The organism is Massilia scottii (assembly GCF_030846495.1).
In the GTDB taxonomy this organism is placed as follows: Bacteria; Pseudomonadota; Gammaproteobacteria; order Burkholderiales; family Burkholderiaceae_D; genus Telluria_A; species Telluria_A violaceinigra.
Genome location: NZ_JAVCWM010000016.1, coordinates 57,816 through 83,503, shown reverse-complemented (window position 1 = coordinate 83,503; position 25,688 = coordinate 57,816). Strand labels below are relative to the sequence as shown.

The following is a 25,688-nucleotide window of genomic DNA, read 5'->3' as shown; positions in this document are numbered from 1 at the left end:
TGGTACAGGATGTCGCCCCCAAAATCATGTGCGACAATTTGCAGACCCTGGTCGTTGACCGCCTATGAGCAGGCGACCCTGCGCGAAATCGACCACATCAACCATCCCTACGCGGACACTGCGTTCAAACCTGTGATGCCGGCCCTGCTGCTCGGGAAAATGGTCGCCAGGCGCTTGCGCGAGGTGCTGAACCTGATTGCGAAACAGACCTACCTCCATCGAGAAAACCTGTCAAAGCCGCGGAAACCCAAACCGAAACCTCATAAACACCTGGCTCAAAAGCCATGTTGAGCACGGACGAAATCCTTGACTTGGGTGGATTCGGGTCATAGCCATTGCGATGCTGGCATGGCCCTTCAGGCAAACATCTGAAGTAATATGTTGAGTTGCGGACGGGGTCCTGAATGAGCTATTCCTTTGTGATAGCTTTCGCGGACGAAAAAGTGAGTCCCAACCCTCTATACACCTTATCCAAATCTTCATCGGATGGCCATCCTGAAAATTTAGACTCCAGCTTACCATCGCGGAAAAACAAAAAAAGAGGCGATACCCAATGGGACACTTCAGGCCACTCCTCGCGGCTATGCGTTAAGACAAGAGGAAGTAGCAGGTGCACTTGGTTCCAGTGAGCATATTTATCGTAAAAGAAATTGAAATCCTGCATTACCATAACCGTTACCTGCCGACGTAGCAAAGGTGCTAGCGTGGAATCACTCTCAATTGCCGACAGAGCCTTGATTGCGAAGGGGCAATAAGGGGAGATAATGATAACAAGATGCCTCCCGGAATTCAAATCCAAATCTAGCCGAGTCAAGCTGCGGTTATCCCGCAAAACCCAGCCGGTTCGCGGCGCCAACGGGCTTGTAAGGTCACTTATCTTAATTGCCTCCCCCGATGAGGGCTTTTGGCTGTATCGCCTTAAAAAAGTATTTGCTTTCTCGAACTCGCGCAGAGCGTAATACATCTGCAATAACTTTCCGTATTGTTCCGATGTTGCCTTATCTGTGTCAACTAAGCGAGCGAACATTCTTTCAAATGAAGGTAATTGGGACTTGTCTAGCGTATAGAACATCATCTGCTGCGTTGCCTCGAAAAATTCGGCTAGCTCGTCATCACGTATAGCCGTCGCATCAGCCGCGAAATTTTTTATGTACTCCGCATAGACTAATTTAGCTCTTTCCGCAGTCGGTTTGCCGCTTATTGAAATCGCATCGGTTTTCGCGATAAAAATTTGCAGCCGCTGTGACGTAGGAATTCCTGCATAACTCAGCGAACAGTATAGGAGCACCGATAACACGGCAACAATCTTTGTCAAAATTAACATTTCCATGATTTAATACCTGTTTGTCGTCCGCGTCGGACTGCTGACCTGGCCCGGAATGTGCGGAAGAGGTGGCTAGAGCGAACACGCAGGCCACTAAAATTGTTGGCATACCTGAGCCTCCCTTTCGATGCCTTACTTATATGCAATTGGCGGTTTTTTGTGCGACGGAGTAAATACTACTAGCTGAATGTACGCCTGTCCAACAGAACCAAGGACAAAAAACCTCAAAAATGAGGCATTTTTTGTTTATTTAACTTGAGCTAGCCTTAATTAACGGCAGAATTTTTTCCAGTAAATTTATATCGCGAAATTAGTGGCCGCGAGCGCGGCTTCGCCTGTTTAATTTTGGTTCGCAATCTGAATTCTCTCGCGAATTATTTTGCACGGGCTGAACTGCTAAAACCGATGAGGTTGGCTAAGGGCGAGGTGCCTGGCGTACGAGACACTGTGTATCTTTCTATGTATCCAATGCATAAGTGCGCGGTTTGTTTTTGGCTAACGTCTGGCCGAGTTGATAACGACGAAACAATCCCTGCGTAGATTAAAAATATCGAAGCAGCAGTGACGCTGCTCTTCAAAAAGCTTCGCTTCACGAAGGCGCGCCTGGGCTGGCTACCGAAGAGGTCTACTGGAACAACGTTGCCCCTCCGATTCGCTCATGAGCAGCAGTGCAAAAGACGCCGGGATATCTGGTCCGGCGTGCTTTCCGGCAAGGACGGCCTGAGCATCGTGCTCGCCGAATGGCCGGGCCTGCGCCGCAAGACCCGCCAGGCGGTCCCGACCGCCATCCGGCGCTGCCTCGACCGGCATCCCGAAATTTTCTACGCCATCCTCGACGCGCACGACTTGCTCGTTCCTGACTGACACGGCGCCGCCCTTCCGGTTCCGCCGGCACACGTGAGGGGGATCAAGCTGGCGTTGTCAAAAAATCCACATGATGATGGTTTTCGCCGACCACGACGACGGGAACCGCATGCAATCGCATACCAAGTACGAGGCGCTGGTAACGGACGCGCTGCTGTCCGCCGCCGAGCTCGAACGCGCGCGCCACGCGGCCCATGCTCAACTGCTCGACATCGAGGAAGTGCTGGTCATGGACTTTCAGGTGCCGCTGGCGGCCATCGGACAGGCACTGGCGCGCCACTTCAAGGTGCCGTACGAGCCGTTTCAGCCGGGCCGCATGAAGCCCGCCTTCTTGCTGCGCAACCTCAAGGCCCAGTATGTCGAAGAAAACCAGTGGCTGCCGCTCGACGAAGACAAGGACGGGCTGCTGGTGCTCGCGCTCGACCCGGAGCGGGTGCGCGCCAGCCGCATCGTCAACCAGGTCTTCCCCAAGTCGACGCTGGCCTGGTGCGTGACCACGCGCGCCGAATTCCGGCAGACGCTGGACCAGTTCTTCGGCACCACCGCGCGCAGCGACGGCAGTTCGCTGCGCGAGGTCTTGTCGGGCATGGCGCACGACGACAGCGACGGCGAGGCCGTGCAGCCGGTGTCGCAGGCGGTCGAGAATGAACTGGTCAAGCTGGTCAACAAGGTGATCATGGATGCCAGCCGCCAGGGCGTCTCCGACATCCATATCGAGCCGCTGCCCGGCAACGGGCGCACCGCGATCCGCTTTCGCAAAGATGGCGCGCTGGTGCCCTACATCGACATCCCGGCCAGCTACCGCAATGCGCTCGTCGCCCGCGTGAAGATCATGTGCGACCTCGACACCTCGGAGCGGCGCAAGCCGCAGGACGGCAAGATCAAGTTCAAAAAATACGGCCCCCTCGACATCGAACTGCGCGTGGCCACGATTCCCTCGGCCGGCGGCGTGGAGGATATCGTCATGCGCATCCTGCCGGCCGGCGACGCCATGGCGCTCGACCAGTTGGGCGTGCTGCCGCATAACCTGGCGCGCCTGCGGGCGGCGGTCGACAAGCCGCACGGCCTGTTCTTCGTATGCGGGCCCACCGGCTCGGGCAAGACCACCACCCTGCACTCCCTGCTGGCCTACCTGAATACGCCCGACACCAAGATCTGGACCGCCGAAGACCCGGTCGAGATCACGCAGAAAGGGCTGCGCCAGGTGCAGGTCAACCGCAAGGCGGGGCTCGATTTCGCGACCGTGATGCGGGCCTTCCTGCGGGCCGACCCGGATGTCATCATGGTGGGCGAGATGCGCGACCGCGAAACTGTCGGCATCGGCATCGAGGCGTCGCTGACCGGGCACCTGGTACTGGCCACGCTGCACACCAACAGCGCGCCGGAATCGATCGTGCGCCTGCTCGACATGGGCATGGACCCATTTAACTTCGCCGACGCGCTGCTCGGGGTGCTGGCGCAGCGCCTGGCCAGGCGCCTGTGCAGCGCATGCAAGGAGCCCTACCGGCCGGACGGCGCCGAGATGGCGCAGCTGCTCGCCGAGTACTGCGCCGACCTGCCCCACGCCCACGGTACCGGCAGCGCGGCCGGGCAGGCGCGCAGCGCGCTGCTGGACGGCTGGCGCGCGCGCCATGCCGGCAGCGACGGCCACTTCACCTTGTTCCGCGCGCGCGGCTGCGCCGAGTGCAACAAGGGCTACCGGGGCCGGGTCGGCCTGCACGAACTGATGATCGGCACCGACCGCATCAAGCGCCTGCTGCAGGAGCGCGGCCGGGTCGCCACCGTGCTCGCCGCCGCCCTGGACGACGGCATGCTGACCCTGAAAATGGATGGCATCGAGAAGGTCCTGCTGGGCATCACCGACCTGCGCACGGTGCGCCAGGTCTGCATTCGGTAGCGCGCTGGCACGGCGCACCGCGAAAAAAAACGCCGGTCGCAACCGGCGTTCTTTGTCAGGCGCGTGCCTGGCTTACATGATGTGGGTACCGATCCACCACGCCACCGCGGCCATGAAGGCCGACGCCGGAATCGTGAAAACCCAGGCCCATACGATATTGCCGGCCACGCCCCAGCGCACCGCCGACATCTTCTGCGACGAGCCCACGCCGACGATGGCGCCGGTGATGGTGTGCGTGGTCGAGACGGGAATGCCGAAATAGCTCGACAGGATCAGGGTGATCGCGCCGCCGGTTTCGGCGCAAAAGCCGCCCACCGGTTTGAGCTTGGTGATCTTCTGGCCCATGGTCTTGACGATGCGCCAGCCGCCGAACAGCGTACCGAAACTGATCGCCGCATAGCACGAAATGATGACCCAGCTCGGCGGCGCCTTGTCGGCCGCGTCGGTGTAGCCGCTGGCGATGAGCAGCATCCAGATGATGCCCATGGTCTTTTGCGCGTCGTTGCCGCCGTGGCCCAGGCTATACGCCGCCGCCGATGCCAGTTGCAGGCGGCGGAACCAGGTATCGACCTTGCGCGGGGTCGACTTGACGAATACCCATGCGACAATGAGCATGATGATCGAACCGAGCGCAAAACCGAGCAGCGGCGCCACCACGATGAAGATGACGGTCTTGAGCAAGCCCGCGCCGATCAGCGCGCCGGTGCCCGACTTGGCCACCGCGGCGCCTACCAGGCCGCCGATCAGCGCGTGCGAGGAGGACGAGGGAATGCCGTAGTACCAGGTGATCAGGTTCCAGATGATGGCCCCGACCAGGGCCCCGAAAATGACGTAATGGTCCACCACCTTGGGGTCGATGGTGCCCTTGCTCAGGGTGGTGGCCACGTGCAGCCCGACCACGCCGATGGCCATGAAGTTGAACACGGCGGCCATGGCCACCGCGGTCTGCGGCTTGAGCACGCCCGTCGAGACGACGGTGGCAATGGCATTGGCCGCGTCGTGGAAGCCGTTCATGAAGTCGAACACCAATGCCAGGGCGATCAACATGCCGAGCACGTAAATGCTGATTTGGATATGTTCCATGCTCGTGCCGCTTACGCGTTTTCGACGATGATGCCTTCGATGATGTTGGCAACATCTTCGCAGCGGTCGGTCACGGTTTCGAGGATCTCGTAGATGGCCTTGAGCTTGATCAGGTTGCGCACGTCCGGTTCATCGCGGAACAGCTTCGACATGGCGGCGCGCATCACGTGGTCGGCATCGGACTCCAGGCGGTCGATCTCTTCGCAGATGGCGACGATCTTTTGCGAGTTGTCCATGTTGTGCAGCAGGCCGACGGCCGCCTCGACTTTTTCGCAGCAGGCCAGGCACAGTTCGGCCAGGCGCTTCGCTTCCGGGGTCACCGCTTTCAGGTCGTACAGCGAGACCGTCTGGGCCGCGTCTTCCATCAGGTCGAGGATGTCGTCCATGCGCGTGATCAGCTTGTGGATGTCGTCGCGGTCGATCGGCGTGATGAAGGTCTTGTGCAGCATGTCGACCGTGGCGTAGGTGATCTTGTCGGCTTGCTTCTCGATGCTTTCGATCGCATGGACGCGGTTTTCGAGGTCGTCGAAGTTGGTCATCAGGCCGACCATTTCATGCGCGCCCTTCACGCACAGTGCGGCGTGCTGGTTGAAGAGCTCAAAAAATTTGCCCTCGGTGGGCATCAGGCGTCCAAACATGGTTTCTCCGTTAAAGCGTTAAAGCGTTATTGATACTGCAGAAGGCCACCGCTCATGGCGGCGGCATCGTGATTTAGTCGCCCTGGTAGACCGCCAGGTTACCGCTGTAGTTACCGAACTTGGTGTACTGGCCGATCCAGGTCAGTCGTATCGAGCCGATCGGGCCGTTACGCTGCTTGCCGATGATGATCTCCGCGGTGCCCTTGTCGGGCGAATCCGGGTTGTAGACCTCATCGCGATACAGGAAGATGATGACGTCCGCATCCTGCTCGATAGCGCCCGATTCGCGCAAGTCGGACATGATGGGGCGTTTGTTGGGGCGTTGTTCCAGCGACCGGTTCAACTGCGACAGGGCGATCACGGGACAGTGCAGCTCCTTGGCCAGGCCCTTGAGGCTTCGCGAAATCTCGGAAATCTCCGAGGCGCGGTTGTCGCCCGGCTGGCTGCCGGTCATGAGCTGGATGTAGTCGATGATGATCAGGCCAAGCTTGCCGCACTGGCGCGACAGGCGCCGCGAACGCGCGCGCAGCTCGATCGGATTCAAGGCCGGGGTCTCGTCGATGTACAGCTGGGCGTCGTTCATTTTCTGGATCGCGTGCGTCAGGCGCGGCCAGTCTTCGTCGTTCAGGCGGCCGGTGCGCAGGCGGTGCTGGTCGAGCTGGCCGACAGAACCGAGCATACGCATGGCCAGCTGGGCGCCGCCCATCTCCATCGAGAAGATCGCGACCGGCAGGCCCGCTTCGATGGCCACGTTCTCGCCGATATTGACCGAGAACGCGGTCTTGCCCATCGACGGACGGCCGGCCACGATCACCAGGTCGCCCGGCTGCAGGCCGGACGTCATGCGGTCAAGGTCGATGAAGCCGGTCGGCACGCCCGTGATTTCGCTCTGGTTGTCGCGGCTGTAGAGTTCATCGATGCGCTCGACCACCTGGGTCAGCAGCGGCTGCACCGCGATCCAGCCTTGCGAGCCGCGCGCGCCCTGTTCGGCGATGGCGAAGATCTTGGACTCGGCTTCGTCGAGCATCTGCTTGACTTCCTTGCCCTGCGGGTTGAACGCATTGCCCGAAATTTCGTCGGCCACGGTGATCAGTTTGCGCAGCACGCCGCGGTCGCGCACGATCTCGGCGTAGCGCCGGATGTTGGCCGCCGACGGCGTGTTCTGCGCCATCGCGTTCAGGTACTGCAGGCCGCCCACGTCTTCGGCCTTGGCGATGTTGGTCAGCGCCTCGAACACGGTGATCACGTCGGCCGGTTTCGACTGGTTGATCAGCTTGACGATCTGCTCGAAGATGATGCGGTGATCGTAGCGGTAGAAGTCGTCCGCATGCATCATGTCGGCAATGCGGTCGAACGCGGCGTTATCGCGCAGCAAACCACCGATCACAGATTGTTCTGCTTCGATGGAATGGGGCGGGATGCGGAGTGCGTCGAGCTGCGGATCGGATGGTGCGTTCATGGCGCGAATTATACCTGCTTCGGGTCAACTGGCTGACATAATTGGGGGATTTTGGGCGTAAAAAAAGCCGGGAAGACCCGGCTTTTTTGTGGTTGTTATGCAAGCATGATACTTGCAAGGCAACTATATGAGGCAGTATGACTTAGGCAGCTTCGCCAACGACAGCGATGGTGATCTCGACAACGACGTCGGTGTGCAGGGCTACTGCAACAGCGTGTTCGCCTGTCGTTTTCAGCGGGCCGGTAGGCATGCGCACTTGCGCTTTTTCTACAGCGAAGCCAGCTTTCGTCAGCGCTTCAGCGATGTCGAAGTTGGTCACGGAACCGAACAGACGGCCATCGACGCCCGCTTTTTGAGCGATCGAGATGGTCATGCCGCCCAGCTTGTCGCCTTGAGCCTGGGAAGCGGCCAGCTTTTCAGCTGCTGCTTTTTCCAGTTCGGCGCGCTTGACTTCGAATTCAGCGACAGCCGATGCGGTAGCACGGCGAGCCATGCGTTGCGGGATCAGGAAGTTACGTGCGTAACCGTCTTTGACTTTAACAACATCGCCCAGGTTGCCGACGTTAACAACTTTTTCCAACAGAATGATTTGCATAGAGTTTCTCCAGTTTATCCGCAGCGATTAAGCGTGGTGCAGATCGGTGTATGGCAGCAGCGCGAGGTAGCGGGCGCGCTTGATTGCGGTGTCAACCTGGCGCTGGTAGTGCGCTTTGGTACCGGTCAGGCGTGCTGGCATGATCTTGCCATTTTCCTGGACGAAGTCTTTCAGGGTGTCTACGTCTTTGTAGTCGACCTGTTCAACGTTTGCTGCGGTGAAGCGGCAGAATTTCTTACGCTTGAACAGTGGGTTCTGTTGTTTGCGCTTTTCTTTAAGCTTGAGCTTGTTCTTGTCGAATTTTTTACCGAATGCCATTTGAGGCTCCTGTATCTAAAAATGTGCTGTCGCGTCAGGCGGCGGCACAGAAATCAATGATGTGAAACACCAGGCTTTTGCTGCTGCGGTTCTTCTTGGCCAAAAATCCCGTGAACTGATGCACGGCGCCCAATTCGGCCTGGCTGAATCGACCTGAAATCTCGCCCGCGGCAAGCGCGGTGATTTCAAATTCGACCAACCTGGCTACCCCTGCTTCCATCTGCTGCGAACTGTGCATCAGTGTGGCGGTCACGATCGGCACGCCGGCCGGGGTATAGCGCAATACGTCGCGCTCGCAAATCAGGGCTACGAACTGGAGTTGATTCACCGAGGTGAGGTCAAGTCAGGTTCAGGGATCCCGGTCAACAATTACGCTGCTGCGGCTGGAGCTGGCGCTGGAGCGGCTGCAGGAGCAGGGGCTTCAGTGCGGTGGCTCTTGGCTGCGTCTTCACGTTGTACCGATTTCATCATCGGCGACGGCGCGGTTTCAGCCTTCTTCATCTTAACGGTGAGGTGACGCAGCACGGCATCATTGAATTTGAACGCGGTTTCGAGTTCCACGAGGGTCTCGTTGTCGCATTCGATGTTCAGGCAGATGTAGTGCGCTTTTGGCAGCTTCTGGATCGAGTAAGCCATCTGACGACGGCCCCAGTCTTCAACACGGTGAACCGAACCGCCGCGCGTGGTTACGCTGGCTTTGTAGCGTTCGATCATCGCCGGGACTTGCTCGCTTTGGTCCGGGTGGACGATAAAAACGATTTCATAATGACGCATGCATAACTCCTTAGGGACGTTTAAACAAATGCCCACCTCGGCGTCAAGACGAGTGTGGGAAGGGAAAGCCGGCGATTATAGCGTGAAATAGAGCAACAATCAAGGGCGCATTGAGAAAGCTGTGCGATTGCGCGTCGTTCATGGCACGAAGTCGTCGTCGAGCAGTTGGGCCGGGGTGTAGGGTGGCTCCGGCGGGAAAGCGCTTTTCGGTAGCCGGGTTTCGATGGCCGCGCTACGCACGGCGTGCGCATACTCTTGTCGTGCCATGCGCTCGACCGCCCTGCTCAGGCTGGGACTGCGCTCCAGCAGCCGAGCAATTGCGCGGCGCTGCTCGTTGATGGTCGCCAGCCAGCTCGTCGACTTGCGCCGCGGCTGATACTGGCACTTGAGCAGGCGCATGATCAGAACGTGCAGCCGGCTACACAATTCCCTTTGATTGCGGCCGACCATTTCCTCAAACTCCTCCACAAGGTGTTCGACATCAAGGTGTTCAAAGTCCCTGGCGCGCAACAGCCTCACCTGTTGATCGATCCATTGGATCAGATCATCGTCGTAGTCAGCAAGTGGCACCCCGAGTCGATCCATGACCCGCCTCCTCTACCCTGTATTTCAGTTCACGGCCCCTCATCCGGCGAGTACGACGGCACGAAGTCGTCGTCGAGCAGCTGCGCGGCACTGTAAGGTAGCGCAGCCGGGAAGATGGACTCCGGCAGGCGTGTTTCCCAAGCGGCACGCCGGCGCGCTTCGGCATAGCGCCGCGCTGCTAGTTCGGGTATGTCGGCAACCAGACTGGGACTGTCGGCAATCAGCAATTCCACGCCAAAACGGGCGTCGTTCAGCTTGATGCACCAGTGCCGTGGCTTGTACCGTGGCCGCAACTGCAAACTGAGCAAGTACGCAGTGATATATTCAAGGTGCCCCTCGAGCTCACTCCGGTCGGCACGCACTGCGCCTTCAAGCTCGTCGATGAGGTTGTCGACATCAAGTAGCTCGAACTTTCCCATACGCAGCAACTCCGCCTGATCCTCAAGCCACAGCACAAAATCTTCCTCATAACCCACCCTTGGAACCTCAAGCCGATCCATGACTCACCTCCTCTGCTACTTGTTGGACAGCGCCCATCGCAAATAATTCGCCTGTTCGGCTAATTAACCCTTGCATTGCGCGAAATACTGTACAAAAATACAGTCTGTCCATATACACAGTCCCGCATACCGATGATCAAGCTCACTCCAAGGCAAGAACAAATCCTCAACCTGATCAAGGATGCGATCGAGAACACGGGCTTTCCTCCTACCCGTGCCGAGATCGCCAATGAACTGGGCTTCAAGTCGGCCAACGCGGCCGAAGAGCATCTGCAGGCGCTCGCGCGCAAGGGCGCCATCGAAATTTCGCCCGGCACCTCGCGCGGCATCCGCCTGATCGGCGCCAGCGTCGACGCCATTGCCATGCCGCCGCCGAACCTGCTCATGTCGCTGCCGCTGGTCGGGCGCGTGGCCGCCGGTTCGCCCATCCTCGCGCAGGAGCATGTGGAAGCGACCTACAGCGTGGACCCGGCGATGTTTTCGTCGCGTCCCGATTTCCTGCTCAAGGTGCGTGGGTGGTCGATGCGCGACGCCGGCATCATGGATGGCGACCTGCTGGCCGTCAAAAAGGTCGACAGCGCCAAGAATGGCCAGATCGTGGTGGCCCGCATCGGTGACGATGTCACCGTCAAGCGCTACAAAAAGACCGGCTCGCTGATCGAACTGCTGCCGGAAAATCCGGACTTCAAGGTGATCCACGTCGATCCCGCAACCGACGAGTTCGCGCTTGAAGGCCTGGCGGTAGGGTTGATGCGCAGCTGGAACTGAGCGTGCGGGCGCGGTTCCACTGCGCCCTTGCCGCCTAGTCGCCCTTGCGCGGCGCTGTCGCCGCCGCTTCGGTGACGATGCGGTTGTGTTCCTTGATGTAGGCGTCGGTGGCGGCACGCCACGCGCCGAAGTCGGCCAGCACCAGCTTGGCCGAGACCTTGGCGTTTTCGGCGATGCCCGCATACACGCCTTCCAGATACACGCGCGACTGCTCGGTTTCTTCCTTGGTCAGCAGGTCGGCCACATCCTTGGGAATGCGCTTGGTCAGCGGGCTGGCCTCGTTCAGGTTGCGCACGAAGCCGTTGTAGCAATCCTGCCAGGCCGCGACCTTGGCCGACACGCTCTCGATTTCTTCGTTCTGCTTCGACATGGCCGGAATGCGCGGCGCCGGGCAACGGAACTGGCCCGTTGTCAGGTCGGCGCCATCGTATTTGCCGATCCAGTAATCCAGGTCGGCACGGCGCGCATCGCGCTTTTTCATCATCTCCAGCGAGCCGGCCGCAGTCTTGTTACCCTTGGCGGCGGACTTCTTGAACCAGGCTTCGGCCTTGGCCAGGTCGACCGTGCCGGCCTCGCCGTAAAAATACATCTCGCCCATGTGCAGCTGGGCTTCGGCGTTGCCGGCGTTGGCCAGCTTGGTGTACAGCTGCAGCGCTTGCGGATAAGCCTTTTTCGCGAACAGGGCGTTGGCGTTGGCCAGCTCGTCCGCGTGCGCCACGCCGGCGAGCATCAAGCCCAGGCAGAACAGGTATTTCTTCATCGCGTGTAGGACCTTGTATTTGTACGAACCATGTGGACAAACCCGCATCGTCACCAGATGACATGACAGGGCGGCGCGCGCCGTCCTGCCCCGTTCAATCCAGCGCGGAGCGGAAGTCGTCGAGCAAGTCAGCCGTGTCTTCGATGCCGACCGACACCCGGATCAGCGATTCGGCGATGCCCATGCTGGCGCGCCGCTCGGCGCCCATCTCGTAGAAGATGGTGTGCGAGACGGGAATGACCAGGGTGCGCGTATCGCCCAGGTTACTGGCGGAGATACCGAGCTTGAGGCGATTGAGGTAATCGAAGCAATCGATGCCGTCTTTCAGTTCAAAGCTCAACAGCGAACCGTAAGCCTTGAACAGATCGCTCGCCAGCGCGTGCTGCGGATGCGATGCCAGGCCCGGGTAATACACCGCCGCCACGCGCGCGTCGGCTTCGAGCATGCGCCCGACTGCCAGCGCATTGGCCGAAGCGCGCTCCATGCGCAGCGCCAGCGTTTCCGCCCCCACCGCGATGTGGTGAGCCGCTTCCGGCGCCAGCGAGGCGCCGAAGTCGCGCAGGGCCTTGGCGCGCAACTGCGCCATGCCCCACTGCGCCGGCGCATTGCGCTTGTAGTTGGCCGCAATGTTCGGGAACGCGCTCCAGTCGTATTCGCCGGTATCGGTCAGGCTGCCGCCAAGCGCATTGCCGTGGCCTCCGATCGACTTGGTCAGCGCATTGACCACCAGCCCCGCACCGACCGTTTTAGGCCGGAACAGGTAGGGCGACGTCATGGTGTTATCGACCACGAACAGAATGCCGCGTTCCCTGCACAGCCGGCCGATGCGCGCCAGGTCCGCCACCTGCGTGCGCGGGTTGGCGATGGTTTCGACGAACACCAGGCGCGTGGCCGGCGTGAGCGCGGCTTCGACGTTGGCCACGTCGGTCGCATCGGCAAACGCCACCTCGACGCCCTGCCCGGCCGCCGTTTGCCACAGGCTGTTGGTGTTCCCGAACAAGAACGACGACGACACAATGTGGTCGCCGGCGCGCAGCAGCGCCTGGAACACGGCGCCGATGGCCCCCATCCCGGTCGCAAAGCACAAGGTCGATACGCCGTCTTCCATCTGCGTGATCTTGTCTTCGAGCGCGGAGATGGTCGGATTGCCCTGGCGGCCGTAGCGAAAGCCCGGCTCCTTCCCCTGGAACACCGACGCCAGCTGGCGCGCGTCGTTGTAGCCGAAGGTCACCGAGGTGTGAATCGGCTTGTGCAGCGACCCATGCTCGATCGGCTTTTGCCGGTCGTTGTGCAGGATGGTCGTGGTGAAGCCGTAGCTTTTCTTCTCGCTCATCAGTTACTCGGCGGTCGCCAGGTTCAGGTTCAGCTGGGTGCGCGCCGCATCTTCGGCCGGTGCGGCTTTCGGATTGTGGCGCGCGAATTCCAGCCGGTCCAGATACGCGGGCGTGACGTCGCCAGTCACGTACACGCCGTCGAAGCAGGATGCCTCGAAGCTGGTCAACGCCGGGTTCACGTCCGAGATCGCGCGCTTGAGCGCATCGACGTCCTGGTACACCAGGGCGTCGGCCGTGATCTCGCGGCAGACTTCCTCGGTGCTGCGGCCGTAGGCGATCAGTTCATCGCGGGTCGGCATGTCGATGCCGTACACGTTCGGGAACAGCACCGGAGGCGCGGCCGACGCGAAGAACACGTTGCGCGCGCCCGCTTCACGCGCCATCTGCACGATTTCCTGGCTGGTGGTGCCGCGCACGATCGAGTCGTCGACCAGCAGCACGTTCTTGCCCTTGAATTCGGAACCGATCGCGTTCAGTTTCTGGCGTACCGACTTGCGGCGGATCGCCTGGCCCGGCATCAGGAAGGTGCGGCCGATGTAGCGGTTCTTGATGAAGCCTTCGCGGTACTCGACACCGAGTTTGAGCGCCAGCTGGATCGCGGCAGGACGCGAGGAATCGGGAATCGGCATGACCACGTCGATCTCGCCCGACTTGAACTCCTGGCGCACCTTGTCGGCCAGGTACTCGCCCATTTTCAGGCGCGTGGCGTAGACCGAGGCGCCGTCGAGAATCGAATCCGGGCGGGCCAGGTACACGTACTCGAAGGCGCACGGGTTGAGCGACGGATTGTCGGCGCACTGGCGTTCGTGCAGCTTCATGTCCATGTCGATGAACACCGCTTCGCCCGGCGCGATATCGCGCAGGAAGCGGAAACCCATGCCTTCCAGCGCCACCGATTCGCTGGCCACCAGGTATTCGGTGCCGTTGTCGGTTTCGTTGGTGCCGATGCACAGCGGACGAATCCCGAACGGATCGCGGAAGGCCAGCAGGCCGTGGCCGGCGATCTGGGCGACAACGGCGTAGGCGCCGCGCACGCGCCGGTGCACCGCTTGCACCGCCTTGAAGATGGAATCTGGATCGAGCGTGAAGCCGGTGGTCGATTCCTGGATTTCATGCGCCAGCACGTTGAGCAGCACTTCGGAATCGGAGTCGGTGTTGATGTGGCGGCGGTCGTTGCGGAACATCTCGGACTTGAGCTGTTCCTGATTGGTCAGGTTGCCGTTGTGCGCGAGCGTGATGCCGAACGGCGCATTCACGTAGAACGGCTGCGCTTCTTCCTCGCTGGACGAACCGGCGGTCGGATAGCGGCAGTGGCCGATGCCCGAGTTCCCCTGCAGCGAACGCATATTGCGCGTGCGGAAAACGTCACGCACGAGGCCATTGGCCTTGTGCATGGAAAACATATTGGAATGACTGGTTGCGATCCCCGCCGCATCCTGACCGCGGTGCTGCAACAGCAGCAAAGCGTCATACAGCACTTGATTGACGGGGTTATTCGAGACGACGCCGACGATGCCACACATGGTGCGCTCCTAGAGACTGGACCTACTGATTTTAAAAAATATCAAAACTGAACATGCCGCGCCAAATCAGCGGGCAACAATGTCTTTACCATCCGTGCGCCCTCTTCCGCCATGGGGCTCGATACCGCCTTGGTCCAGAACGCCTGCTTGGGCAGGTCGGTCATGCCGCACAAGATGACGGCGGCCAGCACGATCACCACCCCGCGCGCGAGGCCGAACGTGGCCCCCAGCAGGCGGTTCGCCGGACTCAGTCCCGTGGCCTTGACCATCAGGTCGACCGCCATCATGACCAGTCCCATCAGGATGCGGGTGCCGAGGAACAGCGCCACGAAGGCGACCATCAGGCGCACCGTTTCGCCGGGGATCACCGACAACATGGGCGCGAGCTGGGCGCCGTAGGCGTTGGCAACGACGAAGGCCACCACCCAGCTGATCAGCGACAGGATTTCCTTGACCAGGCCGCGCAACGTGCCGATGATCACCGAGGAAATGAGGATCACCAGCACCACATAATCGAACTCCGTCACCTTGCGTCAGCCCAAACGTATGTCATCAGCCCGGGACCATGATGCCCGACAGTCCCATCTTGCTTAACTTGGCGCGCACTTTTTCGGCTTCATCCTTGCTGAACGGGCCCACCTGCACACGAATCCGGTCGCCCGACTGGGTCGGTATCTTGTGCGTGAACGAGCGGATGCCGGCGCCGCTCAATTTGGCCTGCAATTCGTTGACTTTTTCCTGCGTGGCCAGCGCGGCGACCTGCACCACGAAGCGCTGGTTCTCGTCGACGGCTTTCTCGGGCGCCTTGCCTTCGAGGATGGACATGGCGCGCTGGGCCTCCGGCACCGGCGGCTTGACGGCCGGTTTTTCCTTTTCCTCGACCTTGGGCGGCGCCTTGGCGAGCGGTTTCTCAACCGGCTTCTCGACTGCCTTGTCGACCGTTTTTTCGACGTGCTTTTCGGGCGCCTTCTCGACGTTCTTGACCTCGGCGACTTTCGGCTCCGGCTTCGGCTTCTCAGGCTTGGCCTCGGGCTTGACCACAACCTTGGGCTCGGGCTTGACGACCGGTTTCGGTTCCGGCTTGACGACCGGTTTGACGTCGGGCTTCACCGCCGGCTTGATTTCGGGCTTCGCCACGGGCTTGGCCTCGGGTTTGATCTCATCCCTCGGCACCGGCCTTTCTTTCGGCAGCGTCACCATTGGCACTGGCGGCACGTCGATGATTTCTTCGCGTTTGTCGAGCGCATCGGCGGCAGCCACGGCGCGCGGCTGCGCCTGCGGCGCGACCTTGTCCTTGGAGGGAATACGGATATCGATGTCGCCGGCCAGCGGCTTGGGTTCGGAGTCGAGCACCATCGGCAAGCCGACCGCCACGCCGAGCGCCAGCGCGACGGCGCCTACCAGGCGGCGGCGCGCACGCTTTTTCTCGGGCAGAACGGGATCGGCAGCGGCGCGCGCGTCCTTGCCGCGGCGGGCTGCGGGTTCGCCGGCGGAAGATGCGCGCTTGGAACGGGCACGGGCGGCGACGCTGTCGTCGTCCGACTTGGAATAATAGCCACTATCTTCCGTGGATTCTTGCTTGTTTTTATTGAGGAACGAGAACAAGCCCATGCGTTTTTCTTCAGTGATGTGAGGATTTTCGGGCAGCCATGACACCGGCGACGGTGTAGAAGGAGCCAAAGACCACAATTCTATCATTCTCCCCGGCTCGACTCATTGCATTTGCAAAAGCCTGGGCTGGATCGGCGAAGGTTGTGACGCTGCGTTCGCCCGGTTTGGCGTCGCCCGGCGGCAGCGCCGCCAGGGTATCGGCCAGCGTTTCCGGGTCGGCCGCGCGTGGCGATGGCAGGTTGGTCACGCACCAGTGGTCGACATATTGCGCCATCGGGGCAACAACGCCATCGATGTCCTTGTCCTGCATGATGCCGAATACGGCATAGGTGTAGGGATGAAAGCCCATGTTGCCCAGGTTCTGGGCCAGCGCCGACGCCGCGTGCGGATTATGGGCGACGTCGAGGATGACGGTCGGACGTCCCGGCAGCACCTGGAAGCGCCCCGGCAGCTCGACCACCACCAGCCCGGTGCGCACTTCCTGCGCCCCAACCGGCAGCGCGAAGCGCAGCACTTCGAGCGCGGCCAGCGCGGCCGAGGCGTTGAGCAGCTGGTTGGCGCCGCGCAGGCTCGGGTAGGCCAGCGAATTGCGGCGCTGTTCGCGCCCGCCGTAGTTCCACTGCTGCTTGTCGCCGGAATAATTGAAGTCGCGCCCCAGCAGCCACAGGTCGGCGCCGATCGCCTCGGCGTGCGCGATCAGGGTCGGCGGCGGCACCGGGTCGCTGCAGATGGCCGCTTTGCCCGGCCGGAAAATGCCCGCTTTCTCGAAGCCGATTTCGTCGCGCGTGGTGCCAAGGAAGTCGGTGTGGTCGATATCGATCGAGGTGACGATGGCCACGTCGGCATCGATCACGTTGACCGCGTCCAGGCGCCCGCCCAGGCCCACTTCCAGGATCGCTACGTCGAGCTTCGACCCGGCCAGCAGGTGCATGATGGCCAGGGTGGTGAATTCGAAGTACGTCAGGTCGGTGTCGCCGCGCTGCGCTTCGACGGCGTTGAAGCTGGCGATGAGCGCTTCATCGGACGCCATGTCGCCATTGATGCGGGCGCGTTCGTTGAAGTCGAGGAAGTGCGGCTTGATGTACAGGCCCACCTTGTAGCCGGCGCGCAGCAGGATCGCTTCGAGCATCGAGCAGGTCGAGCCCTTGCCGTTGGTACCGGCCACCATGATGACCGGGCAGCTGAACGCCAGATTGAGGCGCTCCTTGACCTGGCGCACGCGCTCGAGGCCCATGTTGATGTGGACTTCGGCGTGGCGCGATTCGAGCAGCGCCAGCCAGTCGGGCAAGGTGGTGGGGAGAGTGGACATGGAATGAACCTGTAAAAACAACGGCGGCTCATGGAAGCCGGGCACGCATGCCCGTCCGCCATGAACCGCGATAAAACCAAACGACTGGCGTGAACCAGTCAGAATAATCGATCAGGCCAGGACTTCAACCGCCTGGTCTTGCAGCAACGCGAGCAGGCGCGCGATTTCTTCGCGCATCTTGCGGCGGTCGACGATCATGTCGACAGCGCCCTTGGTGACCAGGAATTCGGCGCGCTGGAAGCCTTCAGGCAGCTTTTCGCGCACGGTGTTCTCGATCACGCGCGGGCCGGCAAAGCCGATCAGCGCTTTCGGCTCGGCGATGACGACGTCGCCCATGAAAGCGAACGACGCCGATACGCCGCCCATGGTCGGATCGGTCAGCACACTGATGAACGGCAGCTTTTTCTCGGACAGCTTGGTCAGCATGGCCGTGGTTTTTGCCATTTGCATCAGCGACAGCAAGCCTTCCTGCATGCGCGCGCCGCCGGTGGCGGTGATGCAGATGAACGGCACTTTTTGTTCGAGCGCGATCTGGGCGCCGCGCACGAAGCGCTCGCCGACCACGGAACCCATGGAGCCGCCCATGAATTCGAACTCGAAGCAGGCCACCACCACCGGCAGGCTCATGATGGCGCCGCCCATGACGATCAGCGCATCGGTCTCGCCGGTCGCTTCCATCGCCGCTTTCAGGCGGTCGGGGTATTTTTTGCTGTCTTTGAACTTGAGCGTATCGACCGGCAGGGTTTCCTGGCCGATTTCATAGCGGCCGCCTTCGTCGAGCAGGCCGTCGAGGCGCTCGCGGGCGCGAATGCGCATGTGGTGGCTGCACTTCGGGCAGACGTGAAGATTCGATTCGAGGTCGGTACGGTACAGGACGGCTTCGCAGGAGGGGCACTTGACCCACAGGCCTTCGGGCATGGTCTTGCGCGCGGCAGCGTCGGAACGCTGGATTCGTGGGGGCAGTAGTTTCTCTAACCAACTCATACATTCTCCTTCTGCGGCATCTTAGTGGTCGGTAGTTTAGCCGTTAAGACACTGCTTGTCGAACACAACGGAATGAAAATTGCTTTTTTAACATTCTTTTCGGTCGTGGTACGGGTGTTGGATCGTCAACTCATCAGCGCGGTTCACCGTGCGGCGCGAAGGCGTGCGATGCGCTATGCTCCTGGCATGAATCCCTTGCATCCTAAAAAATTACTGCTTTCGAAATGGACGGCGCTCGCTCCCGTGAACAAGGAGAAGCATTTTATCGTGATCAAGGTGATCGAGCCCGAGCAGCCCGGCGAGCCCGTGGAGTGGGTCGATATCGATGCCGTGCACAGCCGGCAGACGCGGCGCATCGCCTGGAAAACGCTGCGCGACGAAACCCAGTGGCGCCAGGGCTGGCTGTAGGGAAAGCGCAGCCGGATCGCCGGCCCGGCTGCATGCGGCGCTAGTGAATACTCACTTGGCGCCCGCCTGGTACGGTGTGAGCGCTTACCTGGCTGCCTTGGCGCAAGCGGTACCGCCCAGTACCGGCACCTGGGTACCCGCGCTGCCGCTGGTGCCCTGGAAACCGAACTCGACGGTCTGGCCCGGCTGGATCACCCCGTTCCAGCCCACGTTGGTCGCCGTGTACGGATTGGTGCCGCTCAGGACCGCATTCCACATGCTGGCCACTTTCGAGCCATCCGGGTAGGTCCAGCTCACGCTCCAGCCATTCATGGCGCTGGTGCCGCGGTTGGTGATCTGCACCGCCCCGTTAAATCCACCCGGCCACTGGCTGCGCACCTGATACACGCACTGGCTGGTCGGCGTGGGCGTTGGCGGCGGTTCGACCGGTGGCGGCGGATCGATCGGCGGGGTCGTGGTTCCGCCCGGCACGCCCATGGCGATGCCGCGTCCGGCGGTACTCATATACACAACGCCGTAACGGTTCATGTCGCCGATGACGAACTGGCCGTTGCCCGGTCCGCCGTACTGGTGAGCATCATCGTTGACGCGCGCCCAGGTGGCGCCCGCATCGCCGGAGCGGTGCACGCCTTTCACGCCGCCGACCGTACCCCAGATAAACACCGTCGGGAAGCTTGCGCCCGGTGCGGCGGCACCGAAACCGACCGCGGCGGCATAACTGACGCTGCCGATGCTGCTGAAGGTGGCGCCCGAATCGGTCGAGCGCGCCAGACCCGCACCATACAGCGGCACCCACAGCTCGCCTTCGCGGTTCGGCACCGCGCGGATCACCTTCGATCCGCCCGACTGCAGGCTCGCTTTCGGCGCGAACGACACGCCGCCGTCGGTACTGACGAACATGCGCCCGTTGTCATACGCGTAAAACTTGCGCGGGTTGACGGCATCGGCCACCGGACGCGCACTGGTCACGTTCAAGCCATTCACGGCGGTCCAGCTCGATCCGAAGTCGGTCGAGCGGTAGCTGGTGGCCGAACTGTCCGGGCTGTGCAGCAACACGGTGCCGTCGGACGAGAGCGCAACCTGGCCGTTCTTGCCGTTCATCACCGCACTCTTCTTCCAGGTGGCACCGGTGTCGGTCGAGTAGTACATGCCCGGGTTGTCATTGCCGCCGGCGCGCGCCAGCACCGAGGTTTTGCGCGCGGCAAAGTCGAGGCCGGTGGTGCTGCCGATCGATGGGGTGTGGATCGGCGCATAGCGGGTCGGATCGGTGTGGCGGAAGCCATCGTAGTCGCCGATCGCCGACACCAGCGGTCCGCCCGGGATGCTGACCAGGTTGAGCGGCACGGTTTCCTCCAGCCCGGCGACGTTGAAGGTCCAGGTGGCCGGGGTCGCGTTGATGTTGGCGGTCTTGAAGATGCCGTTGCCGGACGACACCCACGCCGCCTTGGTATCGAAAGGATCGAGCTCGACCGTGCCAGCCCAGTGGATCGCCTTGTCGCCGACCCAGGACACGCCCGCGCTGTCCTTGGCGAAGCCGCGGGCAATCACGTCGGTCCAGCTGGCGCCGCCGTTGGCCGAGGTATAGATGCGGTCGCCCCAGGCGTTGCCCTGCTGCTGGTAGGTGTTGACGGTCGACGCCACCAGGTTGTTCGGATTGTCGGGCGCCACGCTGATGCCGCTGAATGCAGAACTGATGCCGGCCGGCGTGACATTGGTCCAGGCGCCCGTGCCCACGTTGTACTTCCAGATCTGGCCGCGGTCCATCGGTTCCGGCTGGGCCCAGTGGCCGTGCGGACCGGCGCCGTTGGCGTAGGTGACGTACAGCTTGCCGTCACCGGCGCGCGCCACGCGCTGCGGCATCAGGTCGGTCGGGGCGCCCGCGACGGGTGCGAAGGTCTTGCCGCCATCGTTGCTGCGGTACAGATTGGGGGCCACGTAGCCGAAGCGCGACACGCCCACCACGATGCGCTGGGCCACGCCGCCCACCACGCTGGACGGATCGAGCGAGACGAAGCTGATGCCGTTTTCATTGGGCGTGGTGGTCACGTTCAGGCTGGCCACGCGGGCCCAGGTGGCGCCGCTGTCGATGCTCTTGAACAGGCCGTTGGCGCGGGTGCCCACGTACAGGATGTTGCTCGAACCGGGATCGACCTGCAGGCGTTCGCCGGTCTGGCGGCCCATGCCGTTGCCGTGCGCCTTGAACAAGGCCGTGACATCGGTCTTGATGAAGGTTTTGCCGTAATCCGAGGAACGCAGGATCATGGTCTTGCCGTTGTTGAAGTAGCTGATGCCTGCCAGCATGTACACCTTGGCGGCATTTTTCGGGTCGAGGGCGATCGATTCGATGCCCAGCAGGCCGGTTTCATCTTCCGACGCCCAGTCGATCAGCGGCACCCAGCGCGCGGCGCTGTTGTCCCAGCGGTAAGCGCCGCCGACATCGGTGCGGGCGTAGGCCAGGCCTTTTTGCGTCTTGCTCGGAATCACCGCCGAGACGAAACCACCGCCGCCCATGGCGACACTGTTCCATTGGTAAGTTTCGGATGCGGCCGAGGCCGGTGCGGAAGCGGCGGCGCAGAGAGCGCACGCGGCGGCAATCGTCGAGAGTCGATGCATGAAGGTCATGGGATTCGCTTTTCTAGTTGTCATGAAAATGAAAACGTTTGCACACGTTAGCGAATGCATGCTATGCCCCGTATGTACGGGTGTCCAATCTTTATTTTGAAAGCATTTGACAAAACAATGGACGAATTTGCATGGTTTACAAGCAAAAAGTACAGCCCATAAGCAAGAGATGATTGCGTGGAATAAGGCGACGACCAAGGCGACCATCCGGGCACTTGCCTGTTCGCTTTTGCCTGCACGGCGGTCTGCCAGGTGTGACGCGGAAACGATCGACACGAAAGCAAAAAGAACACGTGCGCTGTGCTATATCTTCAATTAAGATTGCATTTTTTTTAACGGAGAGTTCATGCACACCTACCGCACAGCCATCCTGTCGGCCGTCCTCAGTCTGGCCGCTGCTGCGCCCTCGTACGCCGCTACGACCGCACGTGGCACGGTCAGCAATATCGGTTTCGAGCTGATCGATCTCGATCTGAACGACGGCATCACGCCTTCGCTCAATTTCAACGTCACCGGCGGTTATTATTTTGAAGATCCGTACACGGAGTTGAAGCTGGCCGACCAGCGCAGCGGCTACAACGACACGCAGCGGCACAACGAGACAATGTCTGAACCGTACCAGCGCAGCGCATCGTATGCCCCCTCCGCCAGCACGGCGCTGAACGCCTCGGCAAGCGTGACCGGCCGCTTGTTCGACGGCTTGGTGATGCAAGCGCAGGCCAGCAGCGCGGGTGGCGAGGCCGAGGCGACCAGTCTCGCCACGTCGGGCCACGTTCATTTCATCCTGTCCCCTAACACCGCGGTGCGCATCACGGCCGACCTGTATGCAACCGCGACGCGCGCCCCGGGCCTGATCGACGGCGGCTCGTATGCCGACGTGCACTTCCTGATTTTCCAGGACGTTCCCGAGTCGTCCGGCTACTCCCGTCCGGACGAGCACCTCGCCGCCACCTACATGCCTGACGAGAGCACCACCAGCCTGTTCCAGGCCACCCGTGTGGACTATGTGCTCAACAACCGCTCGAGCGCCTCGATCACCAACATGGTGACCTTCAACGCGATGGCCTCGGCCCACACCCTGGCCACCTCGCCGGTGCCGGAACCGGCTACCTACGCGATGCTGCTGGCCGGCCTTGGGGTACTGGCGGCAACGGCGCGCCGCCGCCGCCGCTGACACCGGACCCTGGCCGACCTGAAGCGGCTGCCAAGCCGCTAAAAAGCAGGCGGCGCGCTTCGGTCCGCAGTCAGCGATCGAGCGCGCCGCGGATGCCCGCGACGAAACGCTGCACGGCCTCCACGGCCTGCTCTTTCGGCGTCGCCTCGATCTCCTGGATAATCCGGCTGCCGATCACCACCGCGTCGGCCACCTGGGCCACCGCCCTGGCGGTCTCGCCATCGCGAATCCCGAAGCCCACACCGATCGGCAGCTTCACATGCTCGCGAATCGGCGCCAGGCGGCGCGCCACATCGGCCACGTCGATATTGCCCGCCCCCGTGACGCCCTTGAGCGACACGTAGTAGCTAAAGCCGCTGCCGAATCTGGCCACCTGCGCAATGCGCTCCGGCGTCGATGTCGGCGCCAGCAGGAAGATCAGATCGAGGTCGCTGGCGCGCATCGCCGTGGCAAATTCCTCGCACTCCTCGGGTGGATAATCGACCACGATCGCGCCATCGGCGCCCGCCTCTTTGGCCCGCGCGATGAAGGCGTCGGTGCCAATGCGCTCGATCGGATTGGCATACCCCATCAGCACCACCGGCGTGCTCTGATTGGTTTTGCGGAACTCTTGCACATAGCCGAACACGTCGCCGATGCCGACATTGAACTTGAGCGCGCGCTCGCAGGCGCGCTGGATGACCGGCCCTTCGGCCATCGGATCGGAAAACGGCACTCCCAGTTCGAGGATGTCGGCGCCGCCGGCAACCAGGGCGTGCATCAGCGGCACGGTCATTTCCGGACCCGGGTCGCCCGCCGTGATGAAGGTGACGAGCGCGGTTTTTTTACTGGCCGCCAAGGCGGCAAAGGTTGGTGCGATTCTGGACATGGCGATGCTTTCTTGTAGGGTGGTCGAAAAGGTCGGACTTCAGAACACAATTGCGCTGAAAAATCAGCTGAAATCGAGTCCCATCCGCTCCGCCACCGTGTGCATGTCCTTGTCGCCCCGGCCCGACAGGTTCACCAGGATCAGCTGCTCCTTGGGCAGGGTGGCCGCCAGCTTGGCCGCATAGGCCAGCGCGTGCGACGACTCCAGCGCCGGGATGATGCCTTCGATATGGCAGCAGTCGTGGAACGCCTGCAGCGCTTCGTCATCGGTCACCGACACGTACTGCGCGCGTCCCAGATCCTTCAACCACGCGTGTTCCGGCCCCACGCCCGGATAATCGAGCCCCGCCGACACCGAATGCGTCTCGATGATCTGGCCGTTCTCGTCCTGCAGCAGATAGGTGCGGTTACCGTGCAACACGCCCGGAATGCCGGCCGTGAGCGAGGCCGAATGCTTGCCCGAATCGAGCCCTTCGCCGGCCGCTTCCACGCCGATCAGCTTGACGTTCTTCTCGTCGATGTAAGGGTAAAAAATCCCCATCGCGTTCGAGCCGCCGCCAATACAGGCCAGCACGTAGTCGGGCTGGCGTCCGGCCAGTTCCGGCATCTGCACCAGGCATTCCTCGCCGATGACCGACTGGAAGTCGCGCACCATCATCGGATACGGATGGGGACCGGCCACCGTGCCGATGATGTAGAAAGTGTTTTCGATGTTGGTGACCCAGTCGCGCATCGCTTCGTTGAGCGCGTCCTTGAGCGTCCTGGAGCCCGATTCCACCGGCACCACGGTCGCGCCCAGGAGCTTCATGCGGTACACGTTCTGGGCCTGGCGCTTGACGTCTTCGCTGCCCATGTAGACCACGCATTCGAGCCCGAAGCGGGCGCAGATGGTGGCCGTGGCCACGCCGTGCTGGCCGGCGCCGGTTTCGGCGATGATGCGCGGCTTGCCCATGCGCTTGGCCAGCAGTGCCTGGCCGATCACGTTATTGATCTTGTGCGCGCCGGTGTGGTTCAGGTCTTCGCGCTTGAAGAAGATCTGTGCCCCGCCCTGCTGCTCGGACCAGCGCTTGGCGTGGTAAATCGGCGACGGACGGCCGACGAAGTGCTTGAGCTCATAGCGGAATTCGTCGAGGAATTCGGGATCGTGGCTGTATTTGGCGTACGCCTCTTTCAGCTCGGCCAGCGCGTGAGTGAGCGTTTCGGCGACGAAGGAACCGCCGTACGGGCCGAAGTGGCCGCGCGCATCGGGGAGCTGGTAATCGGAAGTCTGGAAAATCGGGGCGGCAGGGCCGCGCGCAGGTGCGTCTTTCATGAGTATGCTCGCTTTCGAAGGTGATATCGGCAGGCCGGCCGCAGCCGCGAAGGCGGCGGTCCATGGCTGGAAAAACAGGGGCGTGAGCAGCCCCGCGTCAATCGCGTTTAGTACGCCCGAGCCACCACACAAAACGACCCGAGGCGCGCGTTCTTTTGGAATGAGTAACCAAATCGCAGCCTTTCCTGCGCCACCGTGGAGGTCACGCGCTCCGGGCGGACGCCGGATGCGGGCAACTGGTAGTGCGGTATTGTTGAACGTATTCTAGCAAATCGGCGCCGCTTGTGGTGACGCCGACGCATCAGGCGCTTCAGGCCCCGTGATCGGCCAACCGTACGGCGCCAGTGAAAGCGTCGATCCTGGCGGCATCCTTGATGCCCTTGGCCTGTTCGACGCCGCTGCTGATGTCGACCGCGTACGGACGCACCTGGCGCACCGCGCCGGCCACCGTGTCGACCGTCAGGCCGCCGCTCAGCACCACGCGCGGGGCCAGTTCGGCCGGAATGACAGCCCAGTCGAAGACCTTGCCGGCGCCACCGTAGGCGTCCACGAAGGTGTCGAGCAGCAGGCTTGAGAACAGCGGGCTGGCGGCGCGGCACAGCGCCTCTTCGGCCAGCAGGTCGGCGCCGGTGGTCTCGGGACGCACGCGGAACACGCGCATGAACGGACGCCCGACCGCGGCGGCGATCGCGGCGCACTGCTCCACCGTTTCGTCGCCATGGAACTGCAGCTGCGCAAACGGCGCCACGGCCGCAACCGCCCTCACCTCGTCGATGCTGGCGTTGACGAACAGCGCCACCGTGGAGACGAACGGCGGCACCGCCGACATCAACGCGCCGGCCTGCGCGGGGGTGACATAGCGCGGGCTTTTCGGGTAAAACACGAAGCCGAGTGCATCGGCGCCCGCGGCCACTGCGGCCTGGACGTCTTCAGGGCGGGTCAGCCCGCAAATCTTGATGCGTGTGCGTTGCATGGATGG

At 61.9% G+C, this 25,688-nt stretch carries 27 protein-coding genes; 6 read left to right on the top strand and 21 right to left on the bottom strand.

Going from position 1 to position 25,688, the window contains the following annotated elements; all coding sequences use genetic code 11:
• Window positions 1-54: 54 nt before the first annotated feature.
• Entirely contained in the window at window positions 55-291 is a 237-nt protein-coding gene (locus tag RBA41_RS21765; protein WP_306626339.1) for a hypothetical protein, read from the top strand.
• A gap of 118 nt (window positions 292-409) precedes the next feature.
• Here the strand turns inward: RBA41_RS21765 and RBA41_RS21760 are convergent, their stop codons facing one another.
• Window positions 410-1,330 carry a hypothetical protein gene (locus RBA41_RS21760; protein ID WP_306626338.1) on the bottom strand — a complete coding sequence of 307 codons (921 nt, stop codon included), beginning with the start codon at window positions 1,328-1,330 and terminating at the stop codon, window positions 410-412.
• Between the two features lie 555 nt (window positions 1,331-1,885).
• Between RBA41_RS21760 and RBA41_RS21755 the strand changes: the two genes are divergently transcribed.
• Both RBA41_RS21755 and RBA41_RS21750 read left to right on the top strand, forming a co-directional pair.
• Window positions 1,886-2,188 (top strand): hypothetical protein, encoded by a 303-nt coding sequence (locus RBA41_RS21755; RefSeq protein ID WP_306626387.1) that lies wholly within the window; start codon window positions 1,886-1,888, stop codon window positions 2,186-2,188.
• Between the two features lie 70 nt (window positions 2,189-2,258).
• Window positions 2,259-4,085: a GspE/PulE family protein gene (locus RBA41_RS21750; RefSeq protein WP_306626337.1), complete on the top strand. Its 1,827-nt coding sequence runs from the start codon at window positions 2,259-2,261 to the stop codon at window positions 4,083-4,085.
• Between the two features lie 72 nt (window positions 4,086-4,157).
• On the opposite strand, the gene RBA41_RS21745 is transcribed toward RBA41_RS21750, so the two are convergent.
• The 9 genes from RBA41_RS21745 to RBA41_RS21705 form a co-directional block, all read right to left on the bottom strand.
• On the bottom strand, window positions 4,158-5,168 hold the full coding sequence (locus tag RBA41_RS21745; protein ID WP_099876129.1) for an inorganic phosphate transporter: 1,011 nt from the start codon (window positions 5,166-5,168) through the stop codon (window positions 4,158-4,160).
• Window positions 5,169-5,179: 11 nt separating this feature from the next.
• Window positions 5,180-5,806 carry a DUF47 domain-containing protein gene (locus tag RBA41_RS21740; RefSeq protein ID WP_099876127.1) on the bottom strand — a complete coding sequence of 209 codons (627 nt, stop codon included), beginning with the start codon at window positions 5,804-5,806 and terminating at the stop codon, window positions 5,180-5,182.
• A 73-nt stretch (window positions 5,807-5,879) separates the two neighbouring features.
• Window positions 5,880-7,265 carry a replicative DNA helicase gene (locus RBA41_RS21735; protein ID WP_099876125.1) on the bottom strand — a complete coding sequence of 462 codons (1,386 nt, stop codon included), beginning with the start codon at window positions 7,263-7,265 and terminating at the stop codon, window positions 5,880-5,882.
• Between the two features lie 142 nt (window positions 7,266-7,407).
• Window positions 7,408-7,860, bottom strand: coding sequence for a 50S ribosomal protein L9 (gene rplI / locus RBA41_RS21730; RefSeq protein ID WP_306626336.1), 453 nt, complete (start codon window positions 7,858-7,860; stop codon window positions 7,408-7,410).
• A 27-nt stretch (window positions 7,861-7,887) separates the two neighbouring features.
• Window positions 7,888-8,178 (bottom strand): 30S ribosomal protein S18, encoded by a 291-nt coding sequence (gene rpsR / locus RBA41_RS21725; protein ID WP_008450941.1) that lies wholly within the window; start codon window positions 8,176-8,178, stop codon window positions 7,888-7,890.
• 34 nt (window positions 8,179-8,212) lie between these two features.
• On the bottom strand, window positions 8,213-8,506 hold the full coding sequence (priB, locus tag RBA41_RS21720) for a primosomal replication protein N (protein ID WP_054263948.1): 294 nt from the start codon (window positions 8,504-8,506) through the stop codon (window positions 8,213-8,215).
• Window positions 8,507-8,547: 41 nt separating this feature from the next.
• Window positions 8,548-8,952 carry a 30S ribosomal protein S6 gene (rpsF, locus tag RBA41_RS21715; RefSeq protein ID WP_054263949.1) on the bottom strand — a complete coding sequence of 135 codons (405 nt, stop codon included), beginning with the start codon at window positions 8,950-8,952 and terminating at the stop codon, window positions 8,548-8,550.
• Between the two features lie 138 nt (window positions 8,953-9,090).
• The gene (locus RBA41_RS21710) at window positions 9,091-9,537 is read right to left on the bottom strand and encodes a DUF29 domain-containing protein (protein ID WP_306626335.1); all 447 of its coding nucleotides are present in this window, start codon (window positions 9,535-9,537) and stop codon (window positions 9,091-9,093) included.
• 29 nt (window positions 9,538-9,566) lie between these two features.
• Window positions 9,567-10,037: a DUF29 domain-containing protein gene (locus RBA41_RS21705; RefSeq protein ID WP_306626334.1), complete on the bottom strand. Its 471-nt coding sequence runs from the start codon at window positions 10,035-10,037 to the stop codon at window positions 9,567-9,569.
• Between the two features lie 132 nt (window positions 10,038-10,169).
• Between RBA41_RS21705 and lexA the strand changes: the two genes are divergently transcribed.
• Complete coding sequence (gene lexA / locus RBA41_RS21700; RefSeq protein ID WP_306626333.1) at window positions 10,170-10,805, top strand: transcriptional repressor LexA; 636 nt, start codon at window positions 10,170-10,172, stop codon at window positions 10,803-10,805.
• 34 nt (window positions 10,806-10,839) lie between these two features.
• On the opposite strand, the gene RBA41_RS21695 is transcribed toward lexA, so the two are convergent.
• From RBA41_RS21695 to accD, 7 genes are all read right to left on the bottom strand, one after another.
• Window positions 10,840-11,565: a tetratricopeptide repeat protein gene (locus tag RBA41_RS21695; RefSeq protein ID WP_306626332.1), complete on the bottom strand. Its 726-nt coding sequence runs from the start codon at window positions 11,563-11,565 to the stop codon at window positions 10,840-10,842.
• 94 nt (window positions 11,566-11,659) lie between these two features.
• Window positions 11,660-12,898, bottom strand: coding sequence for a cystathionine gamma-synthase family protein (locus RBA41_RS21690; protein WP_306626331.1), 1,239 nt, complete (start codon window positions 12,896-12,898; stop codon window positions 11,660-11,662).
• Window positions 12,899-12,901: 3 nt separating this feature from the next.
• Entirely contained in the window at window positions 12,902-14,422 is a 1,521-nt protein-coding gene (gene purF, locus RBA41_RS21685; protein WP_099876113.1) for an amidophosphoribosyltransferase, read from the bottom strand.
• A gap of 41 nt (window positions 14,423-14,463) precedes the next feature.
• The gene (locus tag RBA41_RS21680) at window positions 14,464-14,949 is read right to left on the bottom strand and encodes a CvpA family protein (RefSeq protein WP_306626330.1); all 486 of its coding nucleotides are present in this window, start codon (window positions 14,947-14,949) and stop codon (window positions 14,464-14,466) included.
• Window positions 14,950-14,974: 25 nt separating this feature from the next.
• Complete coding sequence (locus RBA41_RS21675; protein WP_306626329.1) at window positions 14,975-16,033, bottom strand: SPOR domain-containing protein; 1,059 nt, start codon at window positions 16,031-16,033, stop codon at window positions 14,975-14,977.
• 10 nt (window positions 16,034-16,043) lie between these two features.
• Window positions 16,044-17,342 (bottom strand): bifunctional tetrahydrofolate synthase/dihydrofolate synthase, encoded by a 1,299-nt coding sequence (folC, locus tag RBA41_RS21670; RefSeq protein ID WP_306626328.1) that lies wholly within the window; start codon window positions 17,340-17,342, stop codon window positions 16,044-16,046.
• Window positions 17,343-17,453: 111 nt separating this feature from the next.
• Window positions 17,454-18,326: an acetyl-CoA carboxylase, carboxyltransferase subunit beta gene (gene accD, locus RBA41_RS21665; RefSeq protein WP_054263957.1), complete on the bottom strand. Its 873-nt coding sequence runs from the start codon at window positions 18,324-18,326 to the stop codon at window positions 17,454-17,456.
• A gap of 72 nt (window positions 18,327-18,398) precedes the next feature.
• On the opposite strand from accD, the gene RBA41_RS21660 reads away from it, so the two are divergent.
• Window positions 18,399-18,734, top strand: a complete 336-nt coding sequence (locus RBA41_RS21660) for a TIGR02450 family Trp-rich protein (RefSeq protein WP_306626327.1) — start codon at window positions 18,399-18,401, stop codon at window positions 18,732-18,734.
• A gap of 84 nt (window positions 18,735-18,818) precedes the next feature.
• On the opposite strand, the gene RBA41_RS21655 is transcribed toward RBA41_RS21660, so the two are convergent.
• Complete coding sequence (locus tag RBA41_RS21655) at window positions 18,819-21,356, bottom strand: cellulose binding domain-containing protein (RefSeq protein WP_306626326.1); 2,538 nt, start codon at window positions 21,354-21,356, stop codon at window positions 18,819-18,821.
• A gap of 346 nt (window positions 21,357-21,702) precedes the next feature.
• Between RBA41_RS21655 and RBA41_RS21650 the strand changes: the two genes are divergently transcribed.
• Entirely contained in the window at window positions 21,703-22,530 is an 828-nt protein-coding gene (locus RBA41_RS21650) for a PEP-CTERM sorting domain-containing protein (RefSeq protein ID WP_306626325.1), read from the top strand.
• A 70-nt stretch (window positions 22,531-22,600) separates the two neighbouring features.
• Here RBA41_RS21650 and trpA read toward each other — a convergent pair whose 3' ends face one another.
• From trpA to RBA41_RS21635, 3 genes are all read right to left on the bottom strand, one after another.
• Window positions 22,601-23,398, bottom strand: a complete 798-nt coding sequence (gene trpA / locus RBA41_RS21645) for a tryptophan synthase subunit alpha (protein WP_306626324.1) — start codon at window positions 23,396-23,398, stop codon at window positions 22,601-22,603.
• A 63-nt stretch (window positions 23,399-23,461) separates the two neighbouring features.
• Complete coding sequence (gene trpB, locus RBA41_RS21640) at window positions 23,462-24,709, bottom strand: tryptophan synthase subunit beta (RefSeq protein ID WP_306626323.1); 1,248 nt, start codon at window positions 24,707-24,709, stop codon at window positions 23,462-23,464.
• A 310-nt stretch (window positions 24,710-25,019) separates the two neighbouring features.
• Window positions 25,020-25,682 carry a phosphoribosylanthranilate isomerase gene (locus RBA41_RS21635; RefSeq protein WP_306626322.1) on the bottom strand — a complete coding sequence of 221 codons (663 nt, stop codon included), beginning with the start codon at window positions 25,680-25,682 and terminating at the stop codon, window positions 25,020-25,022.
• Window positions 25,683-25,688: the final 6 nt, after the last annotated feature.

Bases quoted from the DNA above. Each gene is read 5' to 3' on its own strand.
- RBA41_RS21760 (WP_306626338.1), bottom strand. From the start codon at position 1,330: ATGGAAATGTTAATTTTGACAAAGATTGTTGCCGTGTTATCGGTGCTC.
- RBA41_RS21750 (WP_306626337.1), top strand. From the start codon at position 2,259: ATGATGATGGTTTTCGCCGACCACGACGACGGGAACCGCATGCAATCG.
- RBA41_RS21745 (WP_099876129.1), bottom strand. From the start codon at position 5,168: ATGGAACATATCCAAATCAGCATTTACGTGCTCGGCATGTTGATCGCC.
- RBA41_RS21740 (WP_099876127.1), bottom strand. From the start codon at position 5,806: ATGTTTGGACGCCTGATGCCCACCGAGGGCAAATTTTTTGAGCTCTTC.
- RBA41_RS21735 (WP_099876125.1), bottom strand. From the start codon at position 7,265: ATGAACGCACCATCCGATCCGCAGCTCGACGCACTCCGCATCCCGCCC.
- rplI (WP_306626336.1), bottom strand. From the start codon at position 7,860: ATGCAAATCATTCTGTTGGAAAAAGTTGTTAACGTCGGCAACCTGGGC.
- rpsR (WP_008450941.1), bottom strand. From the start codon at position 8,178: ATGGCATTCGGTAAAAAATTCGACAAGAACAAGCTCAAGCTTAAAGAA.
- rpsF (WP_054263949.1), bottom strand. From the start codon at position 8,952: ATGCGTCATTATGAAATCGTTTTTATCGTCCACCCGGACCAAAGCGAG.
- RBA41_RS21710 (WP_306626335.1), bottom strand. From the start codon at position 9,537: ATGGATCGACTCGGGGTGCCACTTGCTGACTACGACGATGATCTGATC.
- RBA41_RS21705 (WP_306626334.1), bottom strand. From the start codon at position 10,037: ATGGATCGGCTTGAGGTTCCAAGGGTGGGTTATGAGGAAGATTTTGTG.
- lexA (WP_306626333.1), top strand. From the start codon at position 10,170: ATGATCAAGCTCACTCCAAGGCAAGAACAAATCCTCAACCTGATCAAG.
- RBA41_RS21695 (WP_306626332.1), bottom strand. From the start codon at position 11,565: ATGAAGAAATACCTGTTCTGCCTGGGCTTGATGCTCGCCGGCGTGGCG.
- RBA41_RS21690 (WP_306626331.1), bottom strand. From the start codon at position 12,898: ATGAGCGAGAAGAAAAGCTACGGCTTCACCACGACCATCCTGCACAAC.
- purF (WP_099876113.1), bottom strand. From the start codon at position 14,422: ATGTGTGGCATCGTCGGCGTCGTCTCGAATAACCCCGTCAATCAAGTG.
- RBA41_RS21675 (WP_306626329.1), bottom strand. From the start codon at position 16,033: ATGGGCTTGTTCTCGTTCCTCAATAAAAACAAGCAAGAATCCACGGAA.
- folC (WP_306626328.1), bottom strand. From the start codon at position 17,342: ATGTCCACTCTCCCCACCACCTTGCCCGACTGGCTGGCGCTGCTCGAA.
- accD (WP_054263957.1), bottom strand. From the start codon at position 18,326: ATGAGTTGGTTAGAGAAACTACTGCCCCCACGAATCCAGCGTTCCGAC.
- RBA41_RS21660 (WP_306626327.1), top strand. From the start codon at position 18,399: ATGAAAATTGCTTTTTTAACATTCTTTTCGGTCGTGGTACGGGTGTTG.
- RBA41_RS21655 (WP_306626326.1), bottom strand. From the start codon at position 21,356: ATGACCTTCATGCATCGACTCTCGACGATTGCCGCCGCGTGCGCTCTC.
- RBA41_RS21650 (WP_306626325.1), top strand. From the start codon at position 21,703: ATGCACACCTACCGCACAGCCATCCTGTCGGCCGTCCTCAGTCTGGCC.
- trpA (WP_306626324.1), bottom strand. From the start codon at position 23,398: ATGTCCAGAATCGCACCAACCTTTGCCGCCTTGGCGGCCAGTAAAAAA.
- trpB (WP_306626323.1), bottom strand. From the start codon at position 24,709: ATGAAAGACGCACCTGCGCGCGGCCCTGCCGCCCCGATTTTCCAGACT.
- RBA41_RS21635 (WP_306626322.1), bottom strand. From the start codon at position 25,682: ATGCAACGCACACGCATCAAGATTTGCGGGCTGACCCGCCCTGAAGAC.